Consider the following 23,169-nt stretch of genomic DNA (forward strand, 5'->3'; position numbering starts at 1 on the left):
GGGCGGGGGGCGGCCCGAGGGAGTCAGGCTGCCCCGGGCGCGGGCGCGGCGGCGGTCCGACGGAGCCAGGATGCCTCGGGGCGGGGCTCCGATACAGACCGTTCTCCTCACCCTTCGCTAACCTGACCCCATGACCCAGAGCACAAAAGGGACCGGCACCTCCGAAGCGCGGACGCGGCTGCTCACCACGGCCACCAGGATCTTCTACACGGAGGGGATCCACTCCGTCGGCGTCGACCGGATCATCGCGGAGGCGCAGGTCACGCGGGCCACGCTCTACCGCCACTTCAAGGGCAAGGAAGACCTCGTCCTGGCCTACCTCGACCTCGCGGACCGGGAGCTGCGGGCACAGGCCGAGGCCGCTCAGGCGGGCGCGGAGTCGGCGGCCGACAAGGTCCGGGCCGTCTGCCGGACCATCACCGCGGGCATCCAGTCGCCCGGCTTCCGGGGCTGCGCGTTCCTCAACGCGGCGGCGGAGTACCCCGACCGGGACCACCCGGTGCACCGGGCCGTCCTGGCGCACCGCCAGTGGTTCCTGGACACCGTCACGGAACTGCTGTCCCACACCGGCACGACACCGGCCGAACCGGCGGGCCGCCACCTGGTCATGCTCCGGGACGGTGCGATGGCCTCCGGCTGCCTGTCCGACCCCGTACTGGTGTCGGAGACCTTCCTGGACGGGGTGGAAGGGATCCTGCGGGCGCGCGCCGCCGCCTGATCCCCGCCCGGCCACCGCAGGTCATACCCGTCAGCAGACGGATTCCGTCGCGGTGCGCAGCGCCCGGCGGTGCAGCCCGTCGAGGTGTTCCCGCGCGGCGCCCGTCGCACCGGCCAGGGCGAGCCGCACCGTGCAGGCGACGGGCTGCTCGCGCACCCGCTCCGTCTCCTTGAGCTCGTGGAGCAGGGCGGTGGTCAGCCGGTCCAGCCGTTCCCGGATCCGGGCGAGGTCGGGGCGCGTGGTGGGGGCCTCGTCGGGGTGCGCGGCCCAGCGGTCGTACAGGCCCCGCTGCACGACCTTGCTCGCGGTGATCTGGTCGCGGAAGAAGTCGGTCGCCGCGTCGGGGTCCACCCCGGCCTCGGCCGCCTCCTGCCGGACCTGCGCCAGGACTTGCTCTTCCCGTACCGGGTCCTCGATGGGGGAATCGGTGCCGTACTTGGACGCCGCCACGTCGTCGCTCACGAGGAGCCGCTCGATGACCAGGCCGGCCAGCGGGCCGAGCGACCCGGCGGCCCCGGCCGTCGTCGTCGCCGCCGTACGCGGCTGCGGGCCGGAATCAGCGCTCAGGTGGCTGTCGGCAGCGGCCGCCTGAGAGGCCGTCAGCACTCCGACGGCGACGAGCGATCCGGCGATCACGGCACAACGGTGGGTTCCTCGGCGCAGGTTCAACGGTCTGCCTCACTTTCGGTACGAGCGGGGTGCGGAGTCCGGAGCGGGGTGCGGAGTCCAGGGCGTAATGCCTGCGTTCGGGGCGTGGTGCCGGCGTTCGGGGCGTGGTGCCGGCGTTCGGGGCGTGGTGCCTGCGTTCGGGGCGTGGTGCCGGAGGTGGAGATCACCGGTTCTCCTTGGCCGCCCGCCCCAGCCGCAGCGCCGAGATGAGGAAGAAGATGCCGCCCGGAACCGCGTAGCCGACCGCGCTGGAGAGGGTGGGCTCGGCCGCGCCGGCCGACGCGACGAACGAGGCTCCGGCCAGGACCGAGATGCCGCCGCTGAGAATCATCGGCCACTGTCCGCCCATCGCGCGGCGCGGCACGGCGACGATCAGCTGGACGAGGCCGGACAGGATGGCCCAGGCACCCCACACGCGCAGGACCGCCGGGATACCGGACGCGGCCGCGATCGCGACGCCGACCGCCGCGGCGAGGCTGACCGCCATGTTCACGTAGAGCACCGTGGGTGATCCGGTGGCGCGCGACGACCTCGCGTCGACGATGGCGGCGCCCACGTCGAACAGCGGGTACAGCACGAGCAGTACGGCCGCGACGGGGCTGATCCTCTCGGCCATGGTGAACATCACCAGCGCCCACACGATGGCGAAGCCGAACCGGACGAAGTACAGCCGGCGCAGGGCGGCGGCCGGGTTGGTGACGCCGGGCGAAGCGGTGAGGGTGGTCATGACGACCCCTTTCGGAGGGCTTTCGGAGGAGAGGAGGACGGCGGGACGGCGTGGACCACAACCCCGCAAGAACGAACGTTCTGTACCCTCAGATTGGCAAGCCGGCCGGCGCCTGTCAAGACCGATCGTTCTATCCACTCCGAGAACGCGCACGACACACCCCTGGACTCCCCCACACCCAGCACCGAAAATGCCCGGAAATAAGGCCATTGAGCGCAGGGCCGTCGAGCGATGAGGCATCCGGGGGGAAGATGCAGATCATCGAAGTCACCGGGTACGCCGTCCGATCCGCCGTGCTCACGATGAAGAGGACGGGGACGCCGCTCGAATTCGTGATCTTCCCGATGCTGCACGTGGCATCGCCGACGTTCTACGCGCAGGTGCGCGGCCGACTCGCGCGGTGCGACCTCATCGTCATGGAGGGGATCCGCGGCAAGTCGGCCGGAGTGAGCACCCTGACGCTCGCCTACCGCTTCGCCCCGCGGCTCCGGCGCAACGGCCTCCAGGAGCAGACTGACGCGCTGATACTGCCGAAGTCCGTACCGGTCGTGCGCCCGGACGTGACCGCGCAGGAGGCGATGGCGGACCTACGGGCGCTGCCCCGGTCGACGTACCTGCTGCTCATGGCCTCGGCCCCGGTCCTCGGCCTGGTGTTCGCGCTACGCGGCCCGCGCGCGTTCCTCGACGAGGACCTGGCCGTCGACGACCTGCCGTCGACGCTGCGCGCGGAGATGCTGGCCGACAGCCCCGTGGAACGCGCGATCACCGCCCGGCGCGACGAGCGGCTGCTCGACGCACTGGGCGGAATCCTCGCCGACCACGCCGACGAGCCGTTCCGGGTGGCCGTCGTGTACGGGGCGGGTCATGTCCCGGCGCTGGTATCGGGGTTGCAGCAGCGCTACGGCTACCGGGCGCGCGCGGCGGAGTGGCTCACGGTGCTCGTGCCGGAGTAGCGGGCCGGAGTAGCGGGCCGGAGTAGCGGGCCGGAGTAGCGGGCCGGACGGTGCGTGCGCGGCAATACCTGTGCTGGTCGCCTGGCTCAGGCACCGCGGCAGCGCAGTGGCTGTCAGGGCCTCGCGCGGTGCACGCTGACCGCGTAACCGCCGCCGTCGTACGGAGCCGCGTCCCAGGTGGCGAACCGGTCCACGGGGGTGAGGCCGGCCGCCGCGCAGTGGGCGTCGTACTCGCTCAGCGTGATGCTCGGCGGCACCGGCAGATGCGCCGCGTCCAGGCCGAACCCCGCGACCAGCAGGCCGCCAGGGCGGAGGGCCGCGGCGAGGCGTGCGACCACCGTGGCCTCCGTGCCGGGCGCGAGCAGCGGCATGACGTTGCCCGCGGCGACGACGAGGTCGAAGTCCGGGGCGGTGCCGAGTGCCGCTGGGCCGAACGCGGCGAGATCGACCTGGAAGAAGGGCAGGTGCGGCGCCCGTTCCCGCGCCACGTCCAGCATCGAGGCGTCCAGGTCGATCCCCACGCAGTCGTACCCGAGCTCCGCCAGCCGGATCATGACCCGCCCGGTGCCGCAGCCGGCGTCGAGGATCCGCGCCCCCTCGGGTACCAGGGCCGCGCAGAACGCGGCTTCGCCGTGCACGTCCTTCCCGCTTGTGCGCAGCGCGTCGAAACGGGCGGCGTACTCCGCCCCGGATGTCCCACCGGTCAATTCCTGCCAACGACTCATGGTGATCGACTATAGGTCGCCGGGGCGGAGACGATCAGGAGGCGACGAAGCGGGCGATCTGTCCGAGCACGACGGTGTCCGCGAGGTACCCGATGTGGGTCTGGCAGAGCACGTTGTTGTTGGTCGCGCCGCTGAGCCGGGTGCTCGTGTACGGGAGGATGATGCCGTCGCACGCCGAGTACCAGGTGGCGTACTTGGTCGAGCCGGGCGTCTCGTCCCCCGCGGAGATCCGGGCGATGAACGACGACCCGGGGTACATCTGCTGGCAGGTCGTGTAGATCAGACAGGCGCCCGCGTAGGTGGTGCCGTGGTTGGCGCCCGCGATCGAGGCGAGGTGGCTGACGCTGGTGTCGCCGCCGAGGACCTTCAGGTAGTACTGGCTGACCAGGCCGCCCATCGAGTGGTTGACGATGGCGACCTTGCTCGCGCCCGTCCGTGCCTTGACGTTGTCGACGTAGGTGGCGAGGCCCTGGGCGTTGGTGATGTTGTTGCCGTACGAGTTGTACTCGTAGGCGAAGAGGTTGGCGCTGGACCAGCCGTTGGCGCGGAAGACGCTCATGGCGGTGACCCAGTTGGCGGCGCTGCCGGTGTAGCCGTGCACGAAGACGACCGGCGTGCTGGTGGACAGCGGCTGCGCGGCGACGGTGCGCGCGGGCGCCCTGTCGGCCTCGGCGGCACCGGCCGTGGTGGCCGGGGAGAAGAGACCGAACGCGACGGCCGCGGCCGCCAGTACGCCGAGCAGCCGGCGGGGGGAACGACGGGATGCGGAGCTCATGGAGCCCTCCTGTCGGGGTGGGGGTACCTGTCCCGGCCAGGTTCGTGGCGCGGAGCCCGCACGCCATCGGCGAAATCACCGGTGTCGACGGCGAGTTGAGGCATGCGGGGCCGCTCGCACGTTCAGGCTTGCAGTATCCCCGTCGCGGCCACCTCCGCGTACCAGCGGGCGCTGGCCTTCGGGGTGCGGGTGCCGGTCGGGTAGTCGACGTGGACCATGCCGAACCGCTTGCTGTACCCGTAGCCCCACTCGAAGTTGTCCAGGAGGGACCACAGGAAGTAGCCGCGGACGTCCGCGCCGGCGGAGACGGCACGGTGCACGGCGGCCAGGTGGTCGCGGACGTAGGCGATGCGCCGCGGGTCCTCGACGTCGCCCTCGGGGTTCGCGTAGTCGTGGAAGGCGGCGCCGTTCTCGGTGACCATCAGCGGCAGGCCGGGGTGGTCGCGGTCGAGGCGGAGCAGCAGTTCCTCCAGGCCCGTGGCGTCGATGGTCCAGCCCATCGCGGTCCGGTCGCCGGGTGTGGGGTGGAAGGCGACGCGGTCCGCGCCCACCCAGGGGCTGTGGGCGCTGGCGCCGTGGCCGTCGTTGCCGTGGGCCCGGTCGCCCTCGGAGACCAGGGTCGGCGAGTAGTAGTTGACGCCGAGGAAGTCAAGGGGCTGGTGGATCTCGGTCAGGTCGCCGTCGTGGACGAAGGACCAGTCGGTCAGCGGCGCGGTGTCCTTCAGCAGGCCCTCGGGGTACTCGCCGCGCAGCATCGGGCCGGTGAAGACCCGGTTGGCCAGCGCGTCGATGCGCCGGGCGGCGTCCGTGTCCCCGGGCGCGCCGGTGAGCGGGCGCACGTGGTGCACGTTGAGCGTCACCGACACCTCGGCGGACGGGCGCAGCCCCGAGCGGAGCGCCTGGACGGCGAGGCCGTGGCCGAGGTTGAGGTGGTGGGCGGCGCGCAGGGCGGCGACCGGCTCGGTGCGGCCCGGCGCGTGCACACCGGACGCGTAGCCGAGGAAGGCGCTGCACCATGGCTCGTTGAGGGTGGTCCAGGTGTCGATGTGGTCGCGCAGGCCCTCGGCGGCGAGGGCCGCGTAGTCGGCGAACCGCCGGGCGGTCTCGCGGGCGGGCCAGCCGCCCAGGTCCTCCAGCTCCTGCGGAAGGTCCCAGTGGTAGAGCGTGGCGACCGGCTTGATGCCCTTCTCGCGCAGCGCGTCGGCCAGGCGCCGGTAGAAGTCGAGGCCCTTCTGCAGGGCCGGGCCGCGGCCGGTCGGCTGGATCCGGGGCCAGGCGAGCGAGAAGCGGTACGCCTTGACGCCCAGGCCGGCCATGATGTCGACGTCCTCGGCCCAGCGGTGGTAGTGGTCGCAGGCGATGTCGCCGGTGTCGCCGTTGAGGACCTTGCCGGGGGTGTGCGCGTAGGTGTCCCAGATGGACGGGGTGCGGCCGTCCTCCCGTGCGGCGCCCTCGATCTGGTACGAGGCGGTCGCCGTGCCCCACAGGAAGTCGGCGGGGAACGTGAGCGCGGATGACATGAAGGCTCCTCAGGAGAACTGGCGGTGGGAGTAGGGACGTTGATGCCCGGTGTCGGGGTCAGCCCTTGACGGCGCCCTGCATGATGCCGCCGACGATCTGGCGGCCGAAGACCACGAACATGGCAAGCAGCGGCAGGGTGCCGAGCAGGGCGCCCGCCATGATCAGGGACTGGTCGCGGACGTAACCGGCGCTCAGCTGGGTGAGCGCGACCGGCACGGTCGGGTTGGTCATGTCCAGGGCGATGAACGGCCAGAAGAAGTCGTTCCAGGCGTGCACGAACGTGATCATGAAGATGACGGCCATGGGCGCACGGGCGATCGGCATCACGATGGACCAGAAGATGCGCAGCGAGTGCGCGCCGTCGACACGGCCCGCCTCCACCAGCTCGTCGGGCAGCGCCTCGGCGAAGTACTGCCGCATGAAGAACACGCCGACCGCGCTGACCAGCGTCGGGAAGATGACCGACGGCAGCTGCTGCCCCCAGCCGAGGTCGCTCATCATCATGAACAGCGGGACCACGCCGAGCTGCGGCGGCACCATCATCGTGCCGATGACGATCATGAGGAGGGCGTTGCGGCCCTTGAAGCGGAGCTTGGCGAAGGCGAACCCGGCCAGGGTCGCGAACAGCACGGTGGACAGCGCGATGGTGCCGGCGACGATGAGCGAGTTCATCATCGCCTTGCCCATCGCGGCCTCGGTCCAGGCGCGCGAAAGGTTCTTGAAGAGGTTCGGCCCCGGCAGGAACGGCGGCGGGGACTGCGAGATCCGGTTGCTGTCCGTGGACGCCGCGACCAGCGTCCAGTAGAGCGGGAAGATGGAGACCAGGGCGGTGAACCCGAGCAGGATGTAGGCGAGCGGCCCCGCGTGGTGCTGGCGGCCCGCGCCCTGCCTCAGCCGCCTGGGGCGGGCCGGGGCGGAACCCGCGACCTTGGTGCGCCCCCGCGTGCCGGAGCGGACCGGAGCGGTGTCGGTGGTCATGGCGTAACTCCCCGGTCAGTGCGTGCGGTTGCGCAGGCGCGTGATGACGCGCTGCAGGACGAAGACGAGGACGAGCATCAGGAACATCGCCCACGCCACGGTGGCCGCCCGGCCCATCTGGTAGTTCTTCCAGCCCTCTTCGTAGAGCAGCAGGCCGAGCGTCTGGTACTGGTTGTCGATGCCGCCGGTGACGCCGTTGGGGCCCTGGCCGAAGATGAGCGGTTCACCGAAGAGCTGCGTGGCGCCGATCGTCGACAGGACGATGGTGAAGACGATCGTCGCCTTGATGCCGGGGACCGTGACGGTGCGGAACTGCTGCCAGCGGCTGGCCCCGTCGATGGCGGCGGCCTCGTACCGCTCCAGTGGCACGGCCTGCATGGCGGCCAGGTAGAGCAGGGCGTTGTAGCCGGTCCAGCGCCAGATCACGATGGCGGAGATCGCGGTCTGGGAGGCGCCGGTGGAGTTCTCCCAGTCGACCGGGTCGAGGCCCACGAGGCCGAGCACCCAGTTGATCATGCCGAAGTCGCGCTCGAACAGCATCGTGAAGACGAGTGCCGCGGCACCGACCGAGGTGGCGTACGGGGTGATGGCGGCGACCCGGAAGAAGGTCGAGCCCCGCATCCGGTAGTTGAGCAGATGCGCCAGGCCGAGCGCCATGAGCAGCTGCGGAACCGTGGAGATCACGCCGATGGTGATGGTGTTGCGGACCGCGTTCCAGAACCGCCCGTCGCCGAAGAGCGCCGTGTAGTTGCCGAGGCCCTCCCAGTGCATGACGTCGAACGTGGACAGTTCGACCTGGTGCAGGGAGATCCAGGCGGTGTAGATCAGCGGGTAGAAACTGAACGCCGCGAAGATGACGAAGAACGGCGCGATGAACGCGTACGGCGCACCCTTCACGTCGAGGCGGTGCAGCAGCGGAACCTTCGAACGGGCCTTGCCGAGACCGTCGGGCCTCACGGGCGAGCCGGGCGTCGGGGGCGGCTCGGCCGGCGAGCCGAGCGTGGTGGAGGCGGCCACCGGGGGTCCTTCCGTCGGACGTGCGGGGTGAGCGGGGCGGGCGGGGTGAGCGGCGCGGGCGGGGTGAGCGGCGCGGGCGGGGTGAGCGGCGCGGGCGGGGCGCGCGGGTCCGGGCGGCGGGGACCCCGCCCGCACCCGCCCGCACCCGCCCGGTGCCGTACGCGGCTAGTTGACGGCCTTCTTGACGCGCTCGTCGGTGGTCTTCCACGCCTTGTCCGGAGCCGTGCCGTTCTCGACCAGCTGCAGCCCCTGCGAGAAGGCGTCCTTGATGGTGCCGTCCTTGCGGCCGAGCACCTGCTCGGCGGGGATCTCGTTGGCCGCGGCCCCGAAGATCTGGCCCGTCGGGGCGCCGGAGAAGTACTCCGCCTCGGCCTGCTTCACCTTCGGGTCATCGAGCGCGGTCTTGGAGGACGGGAAATTGCCCAGCTTCTCGAAGAGGTAGGCCTGCTGCTCGGGGGCGGTCAGCCAGGCCACGAGCTTCTTGGCCTCGTCCTTCACCGGGCTCTTCTCGGTGACCCCGAGGAAGGAGCCGCCCCAGTTGGCGCCCTTGGGGGCCTTCGCGACGTCCCACTTGCCCTTGTTGGCGTCACCGGCCTTGTCGCTGATGTGCGCGAGCATCCAGGCCGGGCAGACCGTGGAGGCGAAGGTGCCGTTGGCGAGGCCCGGGTCCCAGCCCGGCTGGAACTGCGGCAGCCTGGCGGTCAGGTGCTTCTGGGCGGCCTCGGAGGCCAGGTTCCAGGCGTCCTTGACGGCCGGGTTGGTCTGGTAGATCAGCTCGCCGGACTTGTCGTAGTACTGCTCGGAGTTGCCGTAGACCATGGCGTTGAACAGGCCGGAGGCCGAGTCCAGGAACGAGACCTTCTTGTCCTTGTTGCCCTTGGCGAACTTCTCGCCGGTCTCCACGTACTTGGCCCAGTCCCCCGCCCACAGCTTGCCGACCTCCTCGCGATCGGTGGGCAGCCCGGCCTTCTCGAACAGGTCCCTGCGGTAGCAGACCGCCATCGGGCCGATGTCCGTGCCGAGGCCGAGGACCTTGCCGTCCTTCGTGGTGATCTGGGCCTGCTTCCACGGCTGGAAGTGGTCGGTGCCCTGCACGCCCTTGAAGTCGGCGAACTTGTCGGCCTGCGTCTCGGTTATCTCCTTCGCCCGGCCGATCTCGATGCCCTGGACGTCCTTGAGACCGGAGCCGCTGGCGAGGTGGGTCTGCAGGGCGGTGTAGTACGTCTGCTCGTCACCGGCCGCCTCGACCTTGACGGTGACGTCCGGGTTCTCCTTCTCGTACTTCTCGATCAGGCCGGTCTCCTTGAAGCCCATCACGCCGTACAGGCCCATGGTGATGGTGACCTTGCCGTCCTTGACGCCGCCCCCGGTGGCGCTCGACCCCTCGCCACCGCAGCCGGCGAGCAGGGCTGCCGCCGCCGTACAGGCCAGCATGGCTGTCACTCTTGTACGCAATTTCCGCTCGACCTTGAGCATGAACGTCCCTCCTGAGACGGCGCCGACGCACCCGGTGGCGCGAGTCGGCCCGGCATCCGGCCGCCCGCGAAAAAAGAGGTCAAGTCCCCAGCTCGCAGCGGGTGTTGTGAAGGCGCGCGAACAGAGTTCACGGTCTCCGGTGGACCTGCCGATGAGTTGGTGGGAACGTGCCCACTAGATGAGGGAAGACTGTAGGCGCCTCAACTCCCGTGTCAAGAAGTCGAAACGAGGTCGTTGCACGGCTCGCCGGCGCCGAAAACTTTCGAAGACTCCGCGCGGAAGGCGCTCGGAGAGCGGAGCCGACGGAGCGACTGGCAGAATGCGCAGGCCAAGAGGGCCGGACGCCCGACGGGGCGGCCCTGGGGGGCGAAGGGAAGGATCCGGGACGATGAGCGGCGACAGCACACGAGAGGGTCCGGGCCGGGAGCGGGCCGGGAACCGGGACCAACGGGCGAAAAGCCGTGAGCCGCGCGGCGACGGCCGACGGCAGGGCACACGCCAGGAACGCGATCCGGGCAAGGTGCCCGGCGCCCGGCCGACCATCAAGACCGTGGCGGCGCGGGCCGGGGTCGGCCGCACCACCGTCTCCCGCGTGGTGAACGGATCGGAGCTGGTCAGCGCGAAGGCACGGGAGGCCGTGCTCAACGCCATCGCGGAACTGGGCTACGTCCCCAACTCGGTCGCCCGCGGCCTGGTCACCAGCCGCACCAACGCCGTCGCCCTGGTCATCCCCGAGTCGGAGAGCCGGCTCGGCTCGGAGCCCTACTTCTCGGCGGTGATCCGCGGAGTGAGCGCCGCGCTCGCCGACACCCGCACCCAACTCCAGCTCATGCTCGTCCGCGACCAGGGCGAACGCGACCAGCTCAGCCAGTCCGTCGCCGAACGCCGGGTCGACGGCGTCCTGCTGGTCTCCATCCACGAACACGACGCCCTGCCGGGCCTGTTGGAGTCCGCGGGGCTGCCGACCGTCCTCGCGGGCCGACGCCGCGAGGACGACCCGCTCAGCTACGTCTGCGCCGACAACCGCGGCGGGGCCGCCACCGCCGTACGCCACCTCCTGGAACGCGGCCGGCGCCGCATCGCGACCGTCGCGGGCCCGCAGGACATGGAAGTGGGCCGCAGCCGCCTGCTCGGCTGCCGCGAAGCACTCGCCGAGGCCGGGATACCCGCCCGGGACCACCTGGTCGAGATCGGGGACTTCACCGAGGAAGGAGCCCGCGCGGCCATGCGTTCGCTACTTGAACGCGCCCCCGACCTGGACGCGGTGTTCGCCGCCTCCGACCTGATGGCCGCGGGCATCCTGCTCGAACTGCGCGCGCAGGGCCGACGGGTACCGGAGGACATCGCGGTCGTCGGCTTCGAGGACTCCTCCCTCGCCCGCCACACGAACCCGCCGCTCACCACGGTCCGCCAGCCCACGGAGGAGATCGGCCGCACGATCGCGCGCACCCTCCTGTCCGAGATCCAGAACCCGGCTCTGCCGCGCACCCGCCTCGTCCTCGACACGGAGCTGGTGGTGCGCGAATCGTCGTGACCGCATCAGACGACCCGGTCCGACGGTTGGGGCGCCGGGTCATAGGCGGTGTCGCGTACGACGTTCCTCAGGCGTACCGCGGCCGTGAGCATGTCCTGGTGGGTGGTGTAGAGGGCGTTGACGCCGAAGCGCAGCAGGTCGGGGGCGCGCATGTCGGCGATCACGCCCTGAGCCGCGAGGGCCTGCACCAGGCCGTAGGCGTGCGGGTGGCGGAGGGAGACCTGGCTGCCCCGGCGCGCCGGGTCGGACGGTGTCACCGGCTCGAAGCCCAGAGGAGCCAGCAGCGCGTCGGCGCAGCGCAGGAAGAAGCTCGTCAGGGAGAGGCTCTTGGCCCGGACCTCGGTGAGGTCCACGCCGTCGAACGCGGTGAGGGCCGCTTCGAGCGCGAGCAGGGACAGGATCGGCGGGGTGCCGATGCGGGCCCGGGCGATGCCCGGCGCCGGGGCGTAGTCGGGGCTCATCGCGAACGGGTCGGCGTGGCCGGTCCAGCCGGTCAGTGGCGTCCTGAGCGCCTCGTGGTGGCGGCGGGCCGCGTACAGGAACGCGGGGGCGCCCGGCCCTCCGGACAGGAACTTGTAGCCGCAGCCGACGGCCAGGTCCACGCCGAGGTCGTCGACGCCCACCGGGAACGCGCCGGCGGCATGGCACAGGTCCCACAGGACGAGCGCGCCCGCGCGGTGCGCGGCGTCGGTCACGGCCCGCATGTCGTACAGCTCGCCGGTGCGGAAGTCGACGGGCGAGTAGCTGACGACGGCGACCCGGTGGCCCTCGGACGCGAGGAATCGGTCGAGGTCGGCCGGGGCTACGTGCCTGACCTCCAGGTTCTCGCGGCGGGCGACCGCGTCGGCCAGGTAGCGGTCCGTCGGGAAGTGGCCCGGGTCGGTGACGAGGAGCGGGCGGTCCGGGCGCAGCGCGGCGGCGGCGCCGAGCGCGCTGAACAGCTGCACGCTCGTCGAGTCGCCCGCGACCGTCTGTCCGGCGTCGGCGCCGATGAGGCGGCCGATGGCGTCGCCCACCCTGAGGGGCGCGTCCCACCAGCCGTGCTCGTTCCAGGACCTGATCAGGCCGGTCCCCCACTGGCGGTGGACGACGTCGGTGAGGACCGGCGGCACCGCGGCGGGCAGCGGGCCCAGCGAGTTGCCGTCGAGGTAGACCACTCCCTCGGGGAGGAGGAAGCGGTCCCGGAGAGGGGCCAGCGGGTCGTCGGCGTCGAGCTTCGCGGCCTCGGACTTCACCGTCCCGAACTGCGCGGCCTCGGACTTCGCGGTCTCGGACTTCGCGGTCTCGTCGCCGATCGTGGCGGCTCCGGTCGTCACCGTCGCACCTCTTTCCTGTGGGCCGCCGCCATCTCCCGGAGGGTGTCGGCGACCGCGCGGGCGCCGGGCGCTCCCGGCTCGATGAGCGTGTAGTGGCCGGTGCCGGGCAGCACGATCGTCCGCAGGTCGTGGTGCACGGCCGCGTAGTCGCTGAACTGGGTGAGCGGCACCTCCTCGTCGACGGCGCCGTGCAGGAGCACGGTGGGCACCCCGGTGGTGCCCGCGCCGCGCAGCAGCGTGAGCGGGTCGACCGCGTTCATGCGCTCCGCGAACACGTCCTCGCCGCCCAGGAGTTGGACGGCGGCGCCCTTGCTCAGATCGTCGCGCCGGGTCGCCGCGAGGTCGGTCAGCGGGGCGAGCGCGAGGACGCTCGTCGGCAGGTCGCTGGTGGTGTGCCAGGGCGAGTCGGCGGGCAGCAGTCCCCGGGCCGCGCACCACAGGGCGAGGTGGCCGCCGGAGCAGTGGCCGGCGAGGACGTACGGACGTCCTTGCGGCAGGGTGTCCACGATCCGCGCGATGTCGTCGAACGTCTCCGGGTAGCCGCCCGCGCCGCCCGACCTGCGGAATCCGGGGAGCAGGACGTCGAAGCCCTGCTGGGAGAGGTAGGCCGCGAACGGGGTGAGGTGCATCCGGTCGTAGCGCCAGTATCCGCCGTGCAGGAGGATCACCAGCGGGGCGTCGGGGTCGTCGGACGGCCAGGCGTCGTAGACCTGGTGGGGATGGTCCCCGTAGCGGCCGTGCGACGGTGCCAGGACCGGCTTCAGGCTCAGGACCCGCCGCTCCTCCTCGGCCGCGAACGCGGAGATCGTCCTCTCGGTCCCCGTATCGGTCCGCGTATCAGCCCCCGTCTCGGTCCTCGTATCAGCCCTCGTATCGGTCCTCGTCGTCTCAGAGCTCACTGCGCACCTCCCACAGCTCGGGGAAGACCGGGCGGGAGGCGCGCCGCTCCAGCCAGGCCAGGCCGGAGGAGCCGGCGCTGCCGGGCTTGGCGCCCATGGCACGGCGTACGACCATGACGTGGTCGAAGCGCCAGCGCGCCACCAGTTCGGCGATGTCGGTGAGGTGCTCGCCCAGGGCCAGCAGCTCGTGGCGGGGTGCGGCGTAGATCTCGCGCCACGCCTCGACGACCCCGGGGTCCGACGCGTACGGGGCGGTCACGTCCCGCTCCACGACGTGCTCCGGGACGGGCAGTCCCCGCCGGTGCAGGAAGCGCAGCACCTCGTCGTAGAGGGAGGTCGCGCGATAGGTCTCGGCCAGCGCCTCGTGGACCGAGGAGTCGCCGCGGTGGCCGTGCAGGAGCCCGGCGTTCTTCTGGCCGAGGAGGAACTCCATGTGCCGGTACATGGCCGACTGGAAGCCCGACGCCCTGCCGAACGCCTCCCGGAATCCGTTGAACTGCGCGGGGGTCAGCGCGGCGATGGGCTTCCAGGAGGCGTTGAGCGCGGTCAGGGCGCGGCCGCTGCGGATGAGCGCGTCCGTCGCGGCGTCGAGGTCGTCCTTGGCGAACGCCTCCCGGGCCGCCTGCCACTCGTGCACGACGAGCGTGAACCACAACTCCATCACCTGCGTGGTGACGAGGAAACCCATCTCGTCCGCCGCCTCGGTCAGCGGCTGCTGGAGCGAGTTCAGCACGGACGCGTGCACGTATTCGTCGTAGGGGCTCGGGCCCTGGAAGGGCCGGGTCAAGGTCGAGTCCGCGGCCGGCTCGGCGAGGGCGGACGTGCTGTCGGTCATGGCTCTCCTTGTGCGGCGGAGCGGCGGAACGGCGGTGCGTGGGTGCGGTGTTCCGGTGTTCCGGTGTTCCGGTGTTCCGGTGTTCCGGTGTGCGGACCGCGTTCTCAGACGCCGATGTGGACGCCGCCCGAGGCGTCCATCCACTGGCCGGTCACCCAGCGGGCGTCGTCGCTCGCCACGAACGACACGACGTCGGCGATGTCCGCGGGCTGGCCGAGGCGGCCGAAGACGGAGGCGTCCGAGTAGCGCTGCCGGATCTCCGGGATGCTGAGGGTGGGGTTGATCTCCGTCTCGGTGAAGCCGGGCGCGACGCTGTTCACCGTGATGCCGCGCGGGCCCAGCTCGGTGGCGAGGCTGAGGGTGAGGTAGTCCAGGGCGGCCTTGGTCATGGTGTAGGCGACGATCGCGGGGAAGCCGACCCGGGTGGCCACCGAGGAGATGTTCACGATCCGGCCGCCGTCGCGCAGCCGGTCGAGACCGCGCTGGACGATGAAGAAGGGCGCCTTCGTGTTGATCGCGAAGACCCGGTCGTAGTCCTCCTCGGTCACGTGCGCGATGGTGCGCGGGACCGTGATCCCCGCGTTGTTGACGAGGATGTCCAGACCGGTCTCCAGGCCGGGTCCGGGGTCCTGCGCGGCCAGGGCCCGGTCGAAGGCCTCCCACAGGGTGGCGGCGTCGCCGTCCACGCCCAGCTCGGCCCGGACGGCGAACGCGCGGCCGCCCTCGGCGTCGATCTCCTTGACCGTCCGCTCGGCCGCCGCCTGATCGTGTCCGTAGTGGACCGCGACCAAGGCGCCCTCGCGGGCCAGGCGCCGGCTGATGGCCCGGCCGATGCCGCGGCTGCCGCCGGTGACCAGCGCGGTCTTGCCCTCGTGCCGCATGTCGGTGGTCAACTTCATCTCCTAGTGAGTACGGATGTCGGGTTCGGGGGTGTGGCTACGGGGGACGGTCACGCGTCGAAGTCGAGCGTGACCTCGGCGGTGCGTGGCCTGGCGCGGCAGACGAGCGTGTAGCCCGCCGCCAGCTCCTCGGCGTCGAGGGCGTACTGCCCGCCGTCGAGGGCCACTTCACCGGTCAGGACTTTGGCGCGACATGTGCCGCACACGCCCTCGCGGCAGGCGTACGGCACGTCGGGGTGCGCCCGCAGCAGCGCGTCGAGGAGCACGTCCTCGCGCGGCTCCGCGGTGACGGCGGCGCGGCGTCCACCGAACAGGGCGGTGATGCGGGTGGGCTGCGCGCCGGGCGGCGGGGTGCCGGGGGGCGTCTCCCGCTCCGTGTCCTGCCGAGTCCCGGGAGCGGTGGTGAACGTCTCCGAGCGGACCGCCGCCGGGTCGGCGCCCCACGCGATCAGCGCCTGCCGCACCTCGGTGACCAGCCCGTCCGGACCGCACAGCGCGAACGTCGTGCCGGGGCCGGGACGGGCGTCCAGCGCGGCGAGCAGCCGTGGCAGTTTCGCGGTGTCGACGCGCCCGCTGACCAGTTCGCTGCCGCGGTCCTCGCGGGTGAGGACGTGCAGCGCGGTGAACCGGTCGACGAACGCGTCCTTCAGCTCGGCGAGTTCGTCCGCCAGCAGGGCGGTCGCGGTCGTGGGCACCGCGTGGACCAGGGAGACCCGGCAGGCGGGGTCCTCGCGCAGCACGGCCGCCGCCATCGTGATCAGCGGGGTGATGCCGGAGCCGCCCGCGACGAGCACGTGGTGCGCGCCGGGCAGGTCCGGCAGGGCGAACGTGCCGCCCGGCGGGGCGAGTTCGAGGGTGTCGCCGGGTGCCAGGGTGGTCGTGGCGTAGGCGCCGTAACCGTCGGCGGTGCCCCGTTTGATGACCAGGCGGAAGGCGTCCGGGTCGCCGGGCGGCGGGCACACCGAGTAGCTGCGGCGCAGTTCGTGCCCGGCGCGGCGGTGCCGGACCACGACATGGTCGCCGGGCCGGTGGGCGAAGATGTCCCGCAGGTCGTCAGGGACGTGCAGAGTCACCGCGACCGCCTCCTCGGTCAGCCGGCGCACGTCGGTGACGGTCAGCCGGTGCCAGCCCGTGCGCCGGACCCGGAGTGTCCCGGCTTCGGAAGCACTCGCGCCTGTGTCCGGCGTGGCATCCGAAGTGGCAAAGGTGTCCAAGGTGTCCATGGGGGGCCTCACACCGTGCTCATGTGCGGGAACGTCTCCCGGCACGCCGTGCAGCGCAGCACCGACTGGCAGCGGGTCGCGCCGAAGGGGCTGTGCGGTCGGGTGGCCCGCGATCCGCAGTGCGGGCACGGCACGCCGCCGAGTTCGACCAGGACGGGACCGCCCGGCCCGGTGGCGTCGGCATCGGCGCGGGCGGGGGCCGAGACGGGCGGTGCGATGCCGTGCGCCGCCAGCTTCTCCCGCCCGGCCGGGGTGATGCGCTCCGTCGTCCACGGCGGTGACAGCACCTGCCGTACGCGCCCGTCGGGGTGGCCGCAGGCGGCGAGGGCGTCCTCGACGGCGGAGGTGATGGCGGGCAGGGCGGGGCAGCCCAGGAACGTCGGGGTGATCTGCACCTCCAGCACTCCGTCGGCGTCCGGCGCCACGGAGTGGACGACGCCGAGGTCGCCGAGGCCGATCATCGGCAGCTCCGGGTCGGGCAGGGCCTCGACCCGCGCCCGGACCTCCTCGGTGGAGCGGCGACGGGCGCTCACCACGTACCTCCCGGAAACTGGCGCCGTACCGACTGCAGTTCGGCGACGAGCGGGCCGAACTCCTCGGTGTGCAGGCCGGTGCGCCCGCCGCGGGCCTCCCAGCGGGGCGCCGGGACGGTGAGTCCGGCGCGGGCGACGACCTCGCCGACCCGTCGCTCCCACACCGGGCGCGACGGGGCCGGCGAGGGCACCGTTCCGGCCGTGACGAGGCGGCGCACCAGGTCGTCCTCGTCGAACAGTTCGGCGGTGTAGGGCCATACCCGGTCCAGGCCCGCCTGCATGCGCCGGGCGCTCTCCGGGGTGCCGAGGCCGAGGCGCCGCGTCCAGTCGTCGGCGTGCCGGCGGTGGAAGGCGACCTCCTTCGCCGCCCGCGCGCCGAACCCGGCGAGGTCGGGGTCCGCGCAGGCGGCCAGCGCCTCGTAGTGCAGGACCGCGTAGTGCGTGTAGGCGAGCTGACGGGCGACGGTCGCCGCGAAGTCCCCGTTCGGCAGCTCCGTCAGAAGGGCGTTGGTGAACTCGCGGTCCGCGCGGGTGAAGGCGTAGTCGTCCTCGGTGCGGCCGGTCCCGTCGAGCCCGCCGGCCCGGGTGTACAGGGTCCGGGCGTGGCCGACCAGGTCGAGGGCGATGTTGGACAGCGCCAGATCCTCCTCGATCGTCGGCGCCCGCGTGATCCACTGGCACAGCCGCTGGCCGAGGACGAGCGCGTCGTCGCCGAGGCGCAGCAGATGCGCCGCGAGGTCGGGGTCCGGGCCGGTGCGGACGGTCTCCGCGGCCGTCGCCGTGTCACTGGTCGTGGTCACCGTCGGGCCCCTTCTCGTTCGGTCCGGTCAGCGGGGCGTACTGCTCCGGGTACCGGTACGGCTTGTGGCGGGCGTTGCCGAAGTAGGGGTCGCGCTCGTCCGGGGACACCGCGTGCACGGCGTCCGAGCGGACCACCCACAGGGACAGCGGGTCGCCCCGGCGGACGTAGAGGTCGCGGGCGCGGCCGAGCGCCATGTCCGCGTCGTCGGCCCGGACCGATCCCATGTGCTGGTGCGACAGGCCCCGGCGGGGCCGCAGGAAGACCTCCCAGGACGCGGGCGCGCCCTCTCGCTCCGCGCCCGTACTCGTGCCCGTAGTCATGCCCGTGGTCGTGCCGGTACTCGTACCTGTGCCTCTACGTGTGCTGCTCATGCGGGCTCCTCCGTGCAGCCGTCGGCGTCCTCCCGGGCGGCGTACGCGGCCGACGCCTCCCGCACCCACGCGCCGTCCTCGTGCGCGGCGCGCCGGTGCGTGATCCGCTGCCGGGCCCAGTGCGTGTCGTCGCCGAGCGCGTCGCGGTAGGTCTCCCAGTCGACCGGGGTGAAGTCGTAGTGGCCGCGCTCCTCGTTCCAGCGGATCGCCGGGTCCGGCAGGGTCAGTCCGAGCCGTTCGGCCTGCGGGACGACGCTGTCGACGAAGCGTCCGCGCAGCTCGTCGTTGGTGTGGCGCTTGATGCCCCAGGCGATGGCGCGGCGGGAGACGGCGGCGCCGAGCGCGGCGGTGCGGGCGTCGGCGCCGCCGGCCTCGGTGTCCGGCGGGCCGAACATCAGCGCCACGGCCGGCAGCCACCAGCGGTCCACCGCGTCCTGCGCCATCCGCTTCTGCTCCGGTGTCCCCTCGCACAGCGCGCGCATCAGGTCGTAGCCCTGCCGTACGTGGAAGGCCTCCTCCTGGCAGACGCGGCGCATCGCGCGGGCGTACGGGCCGTAGGAAGTGCGGCACAGCGGGGCCTGGTTGATGACGGCGGCGCCGTCCGTCAGCCAGGCGATGGCACCGGTGTCCGCCCAGGTCAGGGCGGGGTGGTTGAAGGTCGCCGCGAAACGCTGCTGGCCCCGGTGGAGGGCGTCGAGGAGTTCGGCGCGGTCCACGCCGAGGGTCTCGGCCGCGGAGTACAGGTACAGGCCGTGGCCCGCCTCGTCCTGCACCTTGGCGATCAGCACCGACTTGCGGTGCAGGGACGGCGCCCGGGTCAGCCAGGCGCCCTCCGGCTGCATGCCGATGATCTCGGAGTGCGCGTGCTGGGCGATCTGGCGGAGCAGCATCCGGCGGTAGCCGTCGGGCGTCCAGTCACGCGGCTCGATCGTCTCACCGGCGGCGATGAGGGCGTCGAAGTGGGCGAGCAACTCGTCCTGGGAGGCGGATGACCCGTCCTGGCGGGCGGTGGGCTCGTCCCGCTGGGCAGCGCGCGGCGGTGCGACGACCGTCGAGGTCTCCGGCGCGCTCATGCCGCACCACTTGCGAGACCGTGGCCGCCCATGGCACCCGGGCCGCCCACAACCCCCGCGGCCGGCCCGGGCCACCGGCCGGCCGGACCCCGTACGCACTGCCTGGGCACTCGCATCACTCCCTCAGCCTCGGCGTCGACGCCGCCCGCACGGGCGGCCACGCCGCCACGGACCACGAGCGAGCCGCGTGGCGGAACCTCCGTCCGGAAAGAGGACGGGGGCGGGCCCCGCTATCCCCACCCGCGCACAACGGCCGCGTGACAAAGGTCACGCCCCACCCGAGGGAATGTGACGCGCCCCGCGCCCCTCTGCTTCGGGTGACACATCAGGCCCGCAGGGCGGCAGGCGTGCCGCAGCGAAAGGGGATCTCATGAGCACCATCAGGGAGTTGCTGGTCGAACTCACCGGTACCGCCGAGTACGCCGACCCCGGCGCCATCGGTGACGACGTCGACCTCGCCGCGAGCGGTATCGACTCCGGTGACCTGGTGCGTCTCGTCCTGCTCGTCGAGCAGCGGCTCGGGGTCGAGATCAGCGCCGAGGACATGGAGGAGCTGCGTTCGATCGCCGACTACGAGCGGTTCGTGGCCGGGCGGTCCGTCGCCGGTGCCACCGGCGGTGCGTGATGTGGCTGACCCAGCTGCTCGAACGCAACCGCCAGTGCTTCCCCGACCGGACCGCGCTGGTCGACGAGGAGCGCAGCGTCACCTGGGCCGAGTTCCACGACCGTACGGCGGAACTCGCGCGCGGCCTGGCGGAGTTGGGGATCGGGCACGGTGACCGGGTCGCCGTGCTGTCCAAGGACCGGATCGAGGTCCTGGAGAGCTACTTCGCGCTCGCCCGGCTCGGCGCGCTGTTCGTGCCCCTGAACCACAGCCTGACCGTGCCCGAGGTGGCCGGGATCGTCGAGCGGGTCGGCGCGGCCGCCGTCATCGGCGAGTCCGAACTGCTCGACCGGCACACGACGCTCCCGGCGTCGGTACGGATCCGCCTTGCCCTCGACAAGCCCGAGTTCGAGGCGCTCGGCACGGTCGCGGCGGAGCGGGAGCTGCCCGTCGTGGCGGACACCGACCCGATCGCCGTGCTGCACACCTCGGCCACCACGGGGCAGGCCAAGGGGGTCACCGTCGACTCCGGCTCGTTCCGGGCCATCGCGCTCGGCTGGCTGGTCATGGCCCGCCCCACCGACGACATCGTCATGGTCAACTGCTGCCCGCTGTACCACGGCAGCATGGTGGTCTCCCTGACCTACCTGGCCGCCGGCGCCACGGTGGTGCTGATGCCCGGCTTCACCCCGCAGCGCGCCCTCGCCGCGGTGGAGCGGCACGGCGCCACGCACATGTGGCTGGTCCCGCAGATGCTGCGCTTCATGCTCCAGGCGAAGGGCTCGCACAGCACGGACCTGTCCTCGCTGCGGGAGATCCTCTACGGCGCCGCCCCGATGCCCCTCGACGTGTACGAGGAGGCGGTGGGGCGGCTCGGCTGCGGTTTCCGCCAGGTCTACGGCATGACCGAGGTCGGCGGCCCGTTCGTCACCCTCGGCCCCGACGAGCACCCCGTCCCCGGCGACGTCACCGCGCGCATCCCCTGCGGACGCGTGGTGCCCGGCATGTCCGCCCGCGCGGTGGACGGGGCCGGACGGGAGCTGCCGCGCGGGGAGATCGGCGAGATGGTCGTGCGCGGGCCCGGCCTCATGCAGGGGTACTGGAACGATCCGGCGGCCACCGAGGAGATCTTCCTCGACGGCTGGGTCAAGACCGGTGACCTCGGCTTCATGGACGAGGAGGGCCGCATCCACCTCGTGGACCGCAGCAAGGACCTCATCATCCGGGCCGGGCAGAACGTCTACCCCTCGGAGATCGAACGCGCCCTGATGAGCCATCCGGCCGTTCGCGACGCCGCGGTCGTCGGTATGCCCGACGCGGACTACGGCGAGGTGCCGCTGGCGTACGTCGTGGTGGAGGAGGGGACCGGCACCGGGACGACCGTACTGCTGCGCCACACCGCCGAGTCGCTCGCGCCCTACAAGCGTCCGCGACGCATCGAGTTCATCGAGCAGGTGCCGCGCAACCCCGCCGGGAAGATCATCAAGAAGCTGCTGCGGGCCTGAGGCCGTGCCCGCGCACGCGCAGCGGGGTGGGCCGTCGGTGGCGACGGCCCACCCGGCACAGGACCGGCCGCGGCCAAGGCTCCTCGCGGAGCTCGACCGGCTGCGGCCGCTGTGCGCGGCGGCCGGGCTCGGTCTCGGCGTCGCCCTCACCGCGGATCCGCTGTCGCTCCCCGCGGGACCCGCCGAAGAGGCGGCCGCGGCGGAGATGCCGCCGCACCGGCGCCGCGAGTTCCTGGCGGGCCGGCTGGCCGCCCGGCGTGCCCTGCGCTCGGTGGGACTCGACTGCGGCGAGATTCCGCGGGCGGGCCGGCTCCCGCTGTTCCCGCCCGGACGGGCGGCGTCGATCTCGCACAGCGCGGGCGTCGCGGTCGCCGTGGCCCGCGCGCCGGGCCGGGACACCCCGCTCGGCTGCGACGTGGAACTGCGCCCGCTGCCCGACGGCGCGGCGCGGCTGGTGCTCCGCGCCGACGAGGAGGCGCTGCTGCGCGGTGGCGCGTGGTCGGTGACGGCGCTGTTCTCGGCGAAGGAGGCCGCGTGGAAGGCGCTGCTCCGGTCCGGCGATGCGGGGGCGAGGGGTCTGCGCGATCTGCGGGCCGAACCGTGCGGCGACGCTCTGCGCGTCGCGCTGCGCACGGCCCCGGCCCGCGCCGTGCACGTCCGCGTGGCCCCGGTCGGGCCGGGCGTCTTCAGCTGCGTGACGTCCACCTGACGTAACACAGGTATGGGGTGGCCTGCGGGGGCGCCGGTGACACCCCCGCAGCCCATCGCCGCGTCACTCCCGTGCGCCCACCAGGACCGCCATGTTGCCCGCCGGGTGCCGGTTGTCGTGGATGAGCTGGTGGGCCAGGCCGATCTCGTCGAAGGCGAACGTGCGGGACAGGCACGGGTCGATGACGCCCTGGTCGATGAGGCGGGTGATCTCGCGGGCCTCGCGGGCGCTCGCGACGTGGGAGCCCTGGAGGCGCTTCTGCCGCATCCACAGGAAGCGCAGGTCCACGTCGCCGTTGTAGCCGGTGGTGCCGCCGCAGATGACGACCATGCCCCCGTTGTCGCACATGTACATGGACGTGGGGATGGTGTCGGCGCCGGAGTGTTCGAGGACGATGCGCGGAGCCCGGCGCTCGCCGAGCACCTCCCAGAACCGGCGCCCGAACGCGCGCGCCCCCTTCAGCCAGCGGCCCATCGCCTCCTCGTCGGAGGTGTCGGGGAGGCGGCCCCAGTGGTCGAACTCGCGCCGGTCGATCCAGCCCTTGGCGCCGAGCCGCACGCAGTACTCGCCGCGCTCCTCGCTGGAGACGACGGCGACCGGGATGCCGCCGACGTGCTTCACGAGCTGGATGGCGATGCAGCCGAGGCCGCCCGCGCCGCCCCAGACAAGTACGGGGTCGCCGGGCCTGACCGTGTGCGGGTCCCAGCCGAAGAGCTGGCGGTAGGCGGTCGCGGCGGTGGCCATGTAGCAGGCGGACGCGGCCCAGGACAGCTGCTTCGGCTTCGGGTGCAGCATGTAGTCGTCGACGACCGCGAACTGCGCGAAGGAGCCGTAGTTCTCCTCGTACCCCCACACGCGCTGCGAGGTGGAGAAGGCGGGGTCGGCGCCGAGGCGGATGTCCTCGGCGGCCTCGTCCCACCGGCTGGCGAGGACGACGACCTCGTCGCCGAGGCGCACGCTGCGGACGTCCTCGCCGACGGCCCACACCACGCCGGACAGGTCGGAGCCGCCGATGTGGAAGTCCTCGGTGGCGCCCGCCTTCTGGCGCGCGGCGATGACGTCGAGCGGCTCACCGAGCGCCGCCCACACGTTGTTGTAGTTGACGCCGGCCGCCATCACCTTGACGAGCACCTGTCCGCGGCCGACGGCCGGGACGTCGACGACCTCGGTGCGGAAGGCGTCGACGGGCTGCCCGTAGCGCTCCTGACGGATGAGGGAGGCGTACATCTGCTTGGGCGCGGTGCCGAGGGGCGGGGCGTCGCCGAGTTCGTACAGGTTCTGGGTCGCGGTCGCGTGCACGGGGGGCC

24 protein-coding genes are annotated in these 23,169 nt (G+C 72.4%); 6 read left to right on the top strand and 18 right to left on the bottom strand.

Features of this window, described 5'->3' with window-relative positions:
• Positions 1-130: 130 nt before the first annotated feature.
• A complete protein-coding gene (locus C1N81_RS12195; protein ID WP_394428812.1) occupies positions 131-718 on the top strand; it encodes a TetR/AcrR family transcriptional regulator in 588 nt (195 codons plus the stop codon).
• A 30-nt stretch (positions 719-748) separates the two neighbouring features.
• Here C1N81_RS12195 and C1N81_RS12200 read toward each other — a convergent pair whose 3' ends face one another.
• Both C1N81_RS12200 and C1N81_RS12205 read right to left on the bottom strand, forming a co-directional pair.
• The gene (locus C1N81_RS12200) at positions 749-1,354 is read right to left on the bottom strand and encodes a chorismate mutase (RefSeq protein ID WP_394428813.1); all 606 of its coding nucleotides are present in this window, start codon (positions 1,352-1,354) and stop codon (positions 749-751) included.
• A gap of 196 nt (positions 1,355-1,550) precedes the next feature.
• Positions 1,551-2,114 carry a hypothetical protein gene (locus tag C1N81_RS12205; protein WP_394428814.1) on the bottom strand — a complete coding sequence of 188 codons (564 nt, stop codon included), beginning with the start codon at positions 2,112-2,114 and terminating at the stop codon, positions 1,551-1,553.
• A 251-nt stretch (positions 2,115-2,365) separates the two neighbouring features.
• Here C1N81_RS12205 and C1N81_RS12210 point away from each other — a divergent pair, with 251 nt between their 5' ends.
• On the top strand, positions 2,366-3,067 hold the full coding sequence (locus C1N81_RS12210; protein WP_394428815.1) for a hypothetical protein: 702 nt from the start codon (positions 2,366-2,368) through the stop codon (positions 3,065-3,067).
• A 113-nt stretch (positions 3,068-3,180) separates the two neighbouring features.
• On the opposite strand, the gene C1N81_RS12215 is transcribed toward C1N81_RS12210, so the two are convergent.
• From C1N81_RS12215 to C1N81_RS12240, 6 genes are all read right to left on the bottom strand, one after another.
• The gene (locus C1N81_RS12215; protein WP_394428816.1) at positions 3,181-3,792 is read right to left on the bottom strand and encodes a class I SAM-dependent methyltransferase; all 612 of its coding nucleotides are present in this window, start codon (positions 3,790-3,792) and stop codon (positions 3,181-3,183) included.
• A gap of 34 nt (positions 3,793-3,826) precedes the next feature.
• Complete coding sequence (locus C1N81_RS12220) at positions 3,827-4,567, bottom strand: esterase/lipase family protein (protein ID WP_394428817.1); 741 nt, start codon at positions 4,565-4,567, stop codon at positions 3,827-3,829.
• Between the two features lie 122 nt (positions 4,568-4,689).
• A complete protein-coding gene (locus C1N81_RS12225; protein ID WP_394428818.1) occupies positions 4,690-6,087 on the bottom strand; it encodes a GH1 family beta-glucosidase in 1,398 nt (465 codons plus the stop codon).
• Positions 6,088-6,145: 58 nt separating this feature from the next.
• Positions 6,146-7,066, bottom strand: coding sequence for a carbohydrate ABC transporter permease (locus tag C1N81_RS12230; protein WP_394428819.1), 921 nt, complete (start codon positions 7,064-7,066; stop codon positions 6,146-6,148).
• A gap of 15 nt (positions 7,067-7,081) precedes the next feature.
• Positions 7,082-8,083: a carbohydrate ABC transporter permease gene (locus C1N81_RS12235; RefSeq protein WP_394428820.1), complete on the bottom strand. Its 1,002-nt coding sequence runs from the start codon at positions 8,081-8,083 to the stop codon at positions 7,082-7,084.
• A 165-nt stretch (positions 8,084-8,248) separates the two neighbouring features.
• Complete coding sequence (locus C1N81_RS12240; protein WP_394437885.1) at positions 8,249-9,517, bottom strand: ABC transporter substrate-binding protein; 1,269 nt, start codon at positions 9,515-9,517, stop codon at positions 8,249-8,251.
• Positions 9,518-9,947: 430 nt separating this feature from the next.
• Between C1N81_RS12240 and C1N81_RS12245 the strand changes: the two genes are divergently transcribed.
• A complete protein-coding gene (locus C1N81_RS12245) occupies positions 9,948-11,093 on the top strand; it encodes a LacI family DNA-binding transcriptional regulator (RefSeq protein WP_394428821.1) in 1,146 nt (381 codons plus the stop codon).
• Between the two features lie 5 nt (positions 11,094-11,098).
• On the opposite strand, the gene kynU is transcribed toward C1N81_RS12245, so the two are convergent.
• The 9 genes from kynU to paaA form a co-directional block, all read right to left on the bottom strand.
• Positions 11,099-12,328 (bottom strand): kynureninase, encoded by a 1,230-nt coding sequence (gene kynU, locus C1N81_RS12250; RefSeq protein ID WP_394437887.1) that lies wholly within the window; start codon positions 12,326-12,328, stop codon positions 11,099-11,101.
• Between the two features lie 77 nt (positions 12,329-12,405).
• Positions 12,406-13,215 (bottom strand): alpha/beta hydrolase family protein, encoded by an 810-nt coding sequence (locus C1N81_RS12255; RefSeq protein ID WP_394437889.1) that lies wholly within the window; start codon positions 13,213-13,215, stop codon positions 12,406-12,408.
• Positions 13,216-13,297: 82 nt separating this feature from the next.
• Positions 13,298-14,143 (bottom strand): tryptophan 2,3-dioxygenase, encoded by an 846-nt coding sequence (locus C1N81_RS12260; RefSeq protein WP_394428822.1) that lies wholly within the window; start codon positions 14,141-14,143, stop codon positions 13,298-13,300.
• A gap of 104 nt (positions 14,144-14,247) precedes the next feature.
• The gene (locus C1N81_RS12265; RefSeq protein WP_394437890.1) at positions 14,248-15,036 is read right to left on the bottom strand and encodes an SDR family oxidoreductase; all 789 of its coding nucleotides are present in this window, start codon (positions 15,034-15,036) and stop codon (positions 14,248-14,250) included.
• A 56-nt stretch (positions 15,037-15,092) separates the two neighbouring features.
• Positions 15,093-16,145 (bottom strand): 2Fe-2S iron-sulfur cluster-binding protein, encoded by a 1,053-nt coding sequence (locus C1N81_RS12270; protein ID WP_394428823.1) that lies wholly within the window; start codon positions 16,143-16,145, stop codon positions 15,093-15,095.
• A gap of 128 nt (positions 16,146-16,273) precedes the next feature.
• On the bottom strand, positions 16,274-16,798 hold the full coding sequence (gene paaD / locus C1N81_RS12275; RefSeq protein ID WP_394428824.1) for a 1,2-phenylacetyl-CoA epoxidase subunit PaaD: 525 nt from the start codon (positions 16,796-16,798) through the stop codon (positions 16,274-16,276).
• The gene (gene paaC / locus C1N81_RS12280) at positions 16,795-17,598 is read right to left on the bottom strand and encodes a 1,2-phenylacetyl-CoA epoxidase subunit PaaC (protein ID WP_394428825.1); all 804 of its coding nucleotides are present in this window, start codon (positions 17,596-17,598) and stop codon (positions 16,795-16,797) included. Before paaC ends, paaD begins: the two co-directional genes overlap by 4 nt.
• On the bottom strand, positions 17,582-17,920 hold the full coding sequence (paaB, locus tag C1N81_RS12285; protein WP_394437892.1) for a 1,2-phenylacetyl-CoA epoxidase subunit PaaB: 339 nt from the start codon (positions 17,918-17,920) through the stop codon (positions 17,582-17,584). Before paaB ends, paaC begins: the two co-directional genes overlap by 17 nt.
• 47 nt (positions 17,921-17,967) lie before the next feature.
• Entirely contained in the window at positions 17,968-19,044 is a 1,077-nt protein-coding gene (gene paaA / locus C1N81_RS12290) for a 1,2-phenylacetyl-CoA epoxidase subunit PaaA (protein ID WP_394428826.1), read from the bottom strand.
• Positions 19,045-19,414: 370 nt separating this feature from the next.
• On the opposite strand from paaA, the gene C1N81_RS12295 reads away from it, so the two are divergent.
• Genes C1N81_RS12295 through C1N81_RS12305 form a run of 3 tightly spaced genes read left to right on the top strand, consistent with a single transcriptional unit; the run spans position 19,415 to position 21,862 of the window.
• Positions 19,415-19,669 (top strand): acyl carrier protein, encoded by a 255-nt coding sequence (locus tag C1N81_RS12295; RefSeq protein ID WP_394428827.1) that lies wholly within the window; start codon positions 19,415-19,417, stop codon positions 19,667-19,669.
• Entirely contained in the window at positions 19,669-21,153 is a 1,485-nt protein-coding gene (locus tag C1N81_RS12300; protein WP_394437894.1) for a class I adenylate-forming enzyme family protein, read from the top strand. Before C1N81_RS12295 ends, C1N81_RS12300 begins: the two co-directional genes overlap by 1 nt.
• A 37-nt stretch (positions 21,154-21,190) precedes the next feature.
• Positions 21,191-21,862, top strand: a complete 672-nt coding sequence (locus C1N81_RS12305; protein ID WP_394428828.1) for a 4'-phosphopantetheinyl transferase superfamily protein — start codon at positions 21,191-21,193, stop codon at positions 21,860-21,862.
• Positions 21,863-21,925: 63 nt separating this feature from the next.
• Here the strand turns inward: C1N81_RS12305 and ccrA are convergent, their stop codons facing one another.
• The gene (gene ccrA / locus C1N81_RS12310; protein WP_394428829.1) at positions 21,926-23,161 is read right to left on the bottom strand and encodes a crotonyl-CoA carboxylase/reductase; all 1,236 of its coding nucleotides are present in this window, start codon (positions 23,159-23,161) and stop codon (positions 21,926-21,928) included.
• Between the last annotated feature and the right edge of the window lie 8 nt (positions 23,162-23,169).

It is taken from the genome of Streptomyces sp. SGAir0957, assembly GCF_043523415.1.

What these genes read in the sequence shown, in the direction of transcription:
- paaB (WP_394437892.1), bottom strand. Translation starts at nt 17,920, where the DNA reads ATGACTACGGGCACGAGTACGGGCGCGGAGCGAGAGGGCGCGCCCGCG.
- C1N81_RS12195 (WP_394428812.1), top strand. Translation starts at nt 131, where the DNA reads ATGACCCAGAGCACAAAAGGGACCGGCACCTCCGAAGCGCGGACGCGG.
- C1N81_RS12295 (WP_394428827.1), top strand. Translation starts at nt 19,415, where the DNA reads ATGAGCACCATCAGGGAGTTGCTGGTCGAACTCACCGGTACCGCCGAG.
- C1N81_RS12210 (WP_394428815.1), top strand. Translation starts at nt 2,366, where the DNA reads ATGCAGATCATCGAAGTCACCGGGTACGCCGTCCGATCCGCCGTGCTC.
- C1N81_RS12260 (WP_394428822.1), bottom strand. Translation starts at nt 14,143, where the DNA reads ATGACCGACAGCACGTCCGCCCTCGCCGAGCCGGCCGCGGACTCGACC.
- C1N81_RS12225 (WP_394428818.1), bottom strand. Translation starts at nt 6,087, where the DNA reads ATGTCATCCGCGCTCACGTTCCCCGCCGACTTCCTGTGGGGCACGGCG.
- C1N81_RS12215 (WP_394428816.1), bottom strand. Translation starts at nt 3,792, where the DNA reads ATGAGTCGTTGGCAGGAATTGACCGGTGGGACATCCGGGGCGGAGTAC.
- C1N81_RS12240 (WP_394437885.1), bottom strand. Translation starts at nt 9,517, where the DNA reads ATGCTGGCCTGTACGGCGGCGGCAGCCCTGCTCGCCGGCTGCGGTGGC.
- C1N81_RS12245 (WP_394428821.1), top strand. Translation starts at nt 9,948, where the DNA reads ATGAGCGGCGACAGCACACGAGAGGGTCCGGGCCGGGAGCGGGCCGGG.
- C1N81_RS12220 (WP_394428817.1), bottom strand. Translation starts at nt 4,567, where the DNA reads ATGAGCTCCGCATCCCGTCGTTCCCCCCGCCGGCTGCTCGGCGTACTG.
- C1N81_RS12300 (WP_394437894.1), top strand. Translation starts at nt 19,669, where the DNA reads ATGTGGCTGACCCAGCTGCTCGAACGCAACCGCCAGTGCTTCCCCGAC.
- C1N81_RS12230 (WP_394428819.1), bottom strand. Translation starts at nt 7,066, where the DNA reads ATGACCACCGACACCGCTCCGGTCCGCTCCGGCACGCGGGGGCGCACC.
- paaA (WP_394428826.1), bottom strand. Translation starts at nt 19,044, where the DNA reads ATGAGCGCGCCGGAGACCTCGACGGTCGTCGCACCGCCGCGCGCTGCC.
- C1N81_RS12205 (WP_394428814.1), bottom strand. Translation starts at nt 2,114, where the DNA reads ATGACCACCCTCACCGCTTCGCCCGGCGTCACCAACCCGGCCGCCGCC.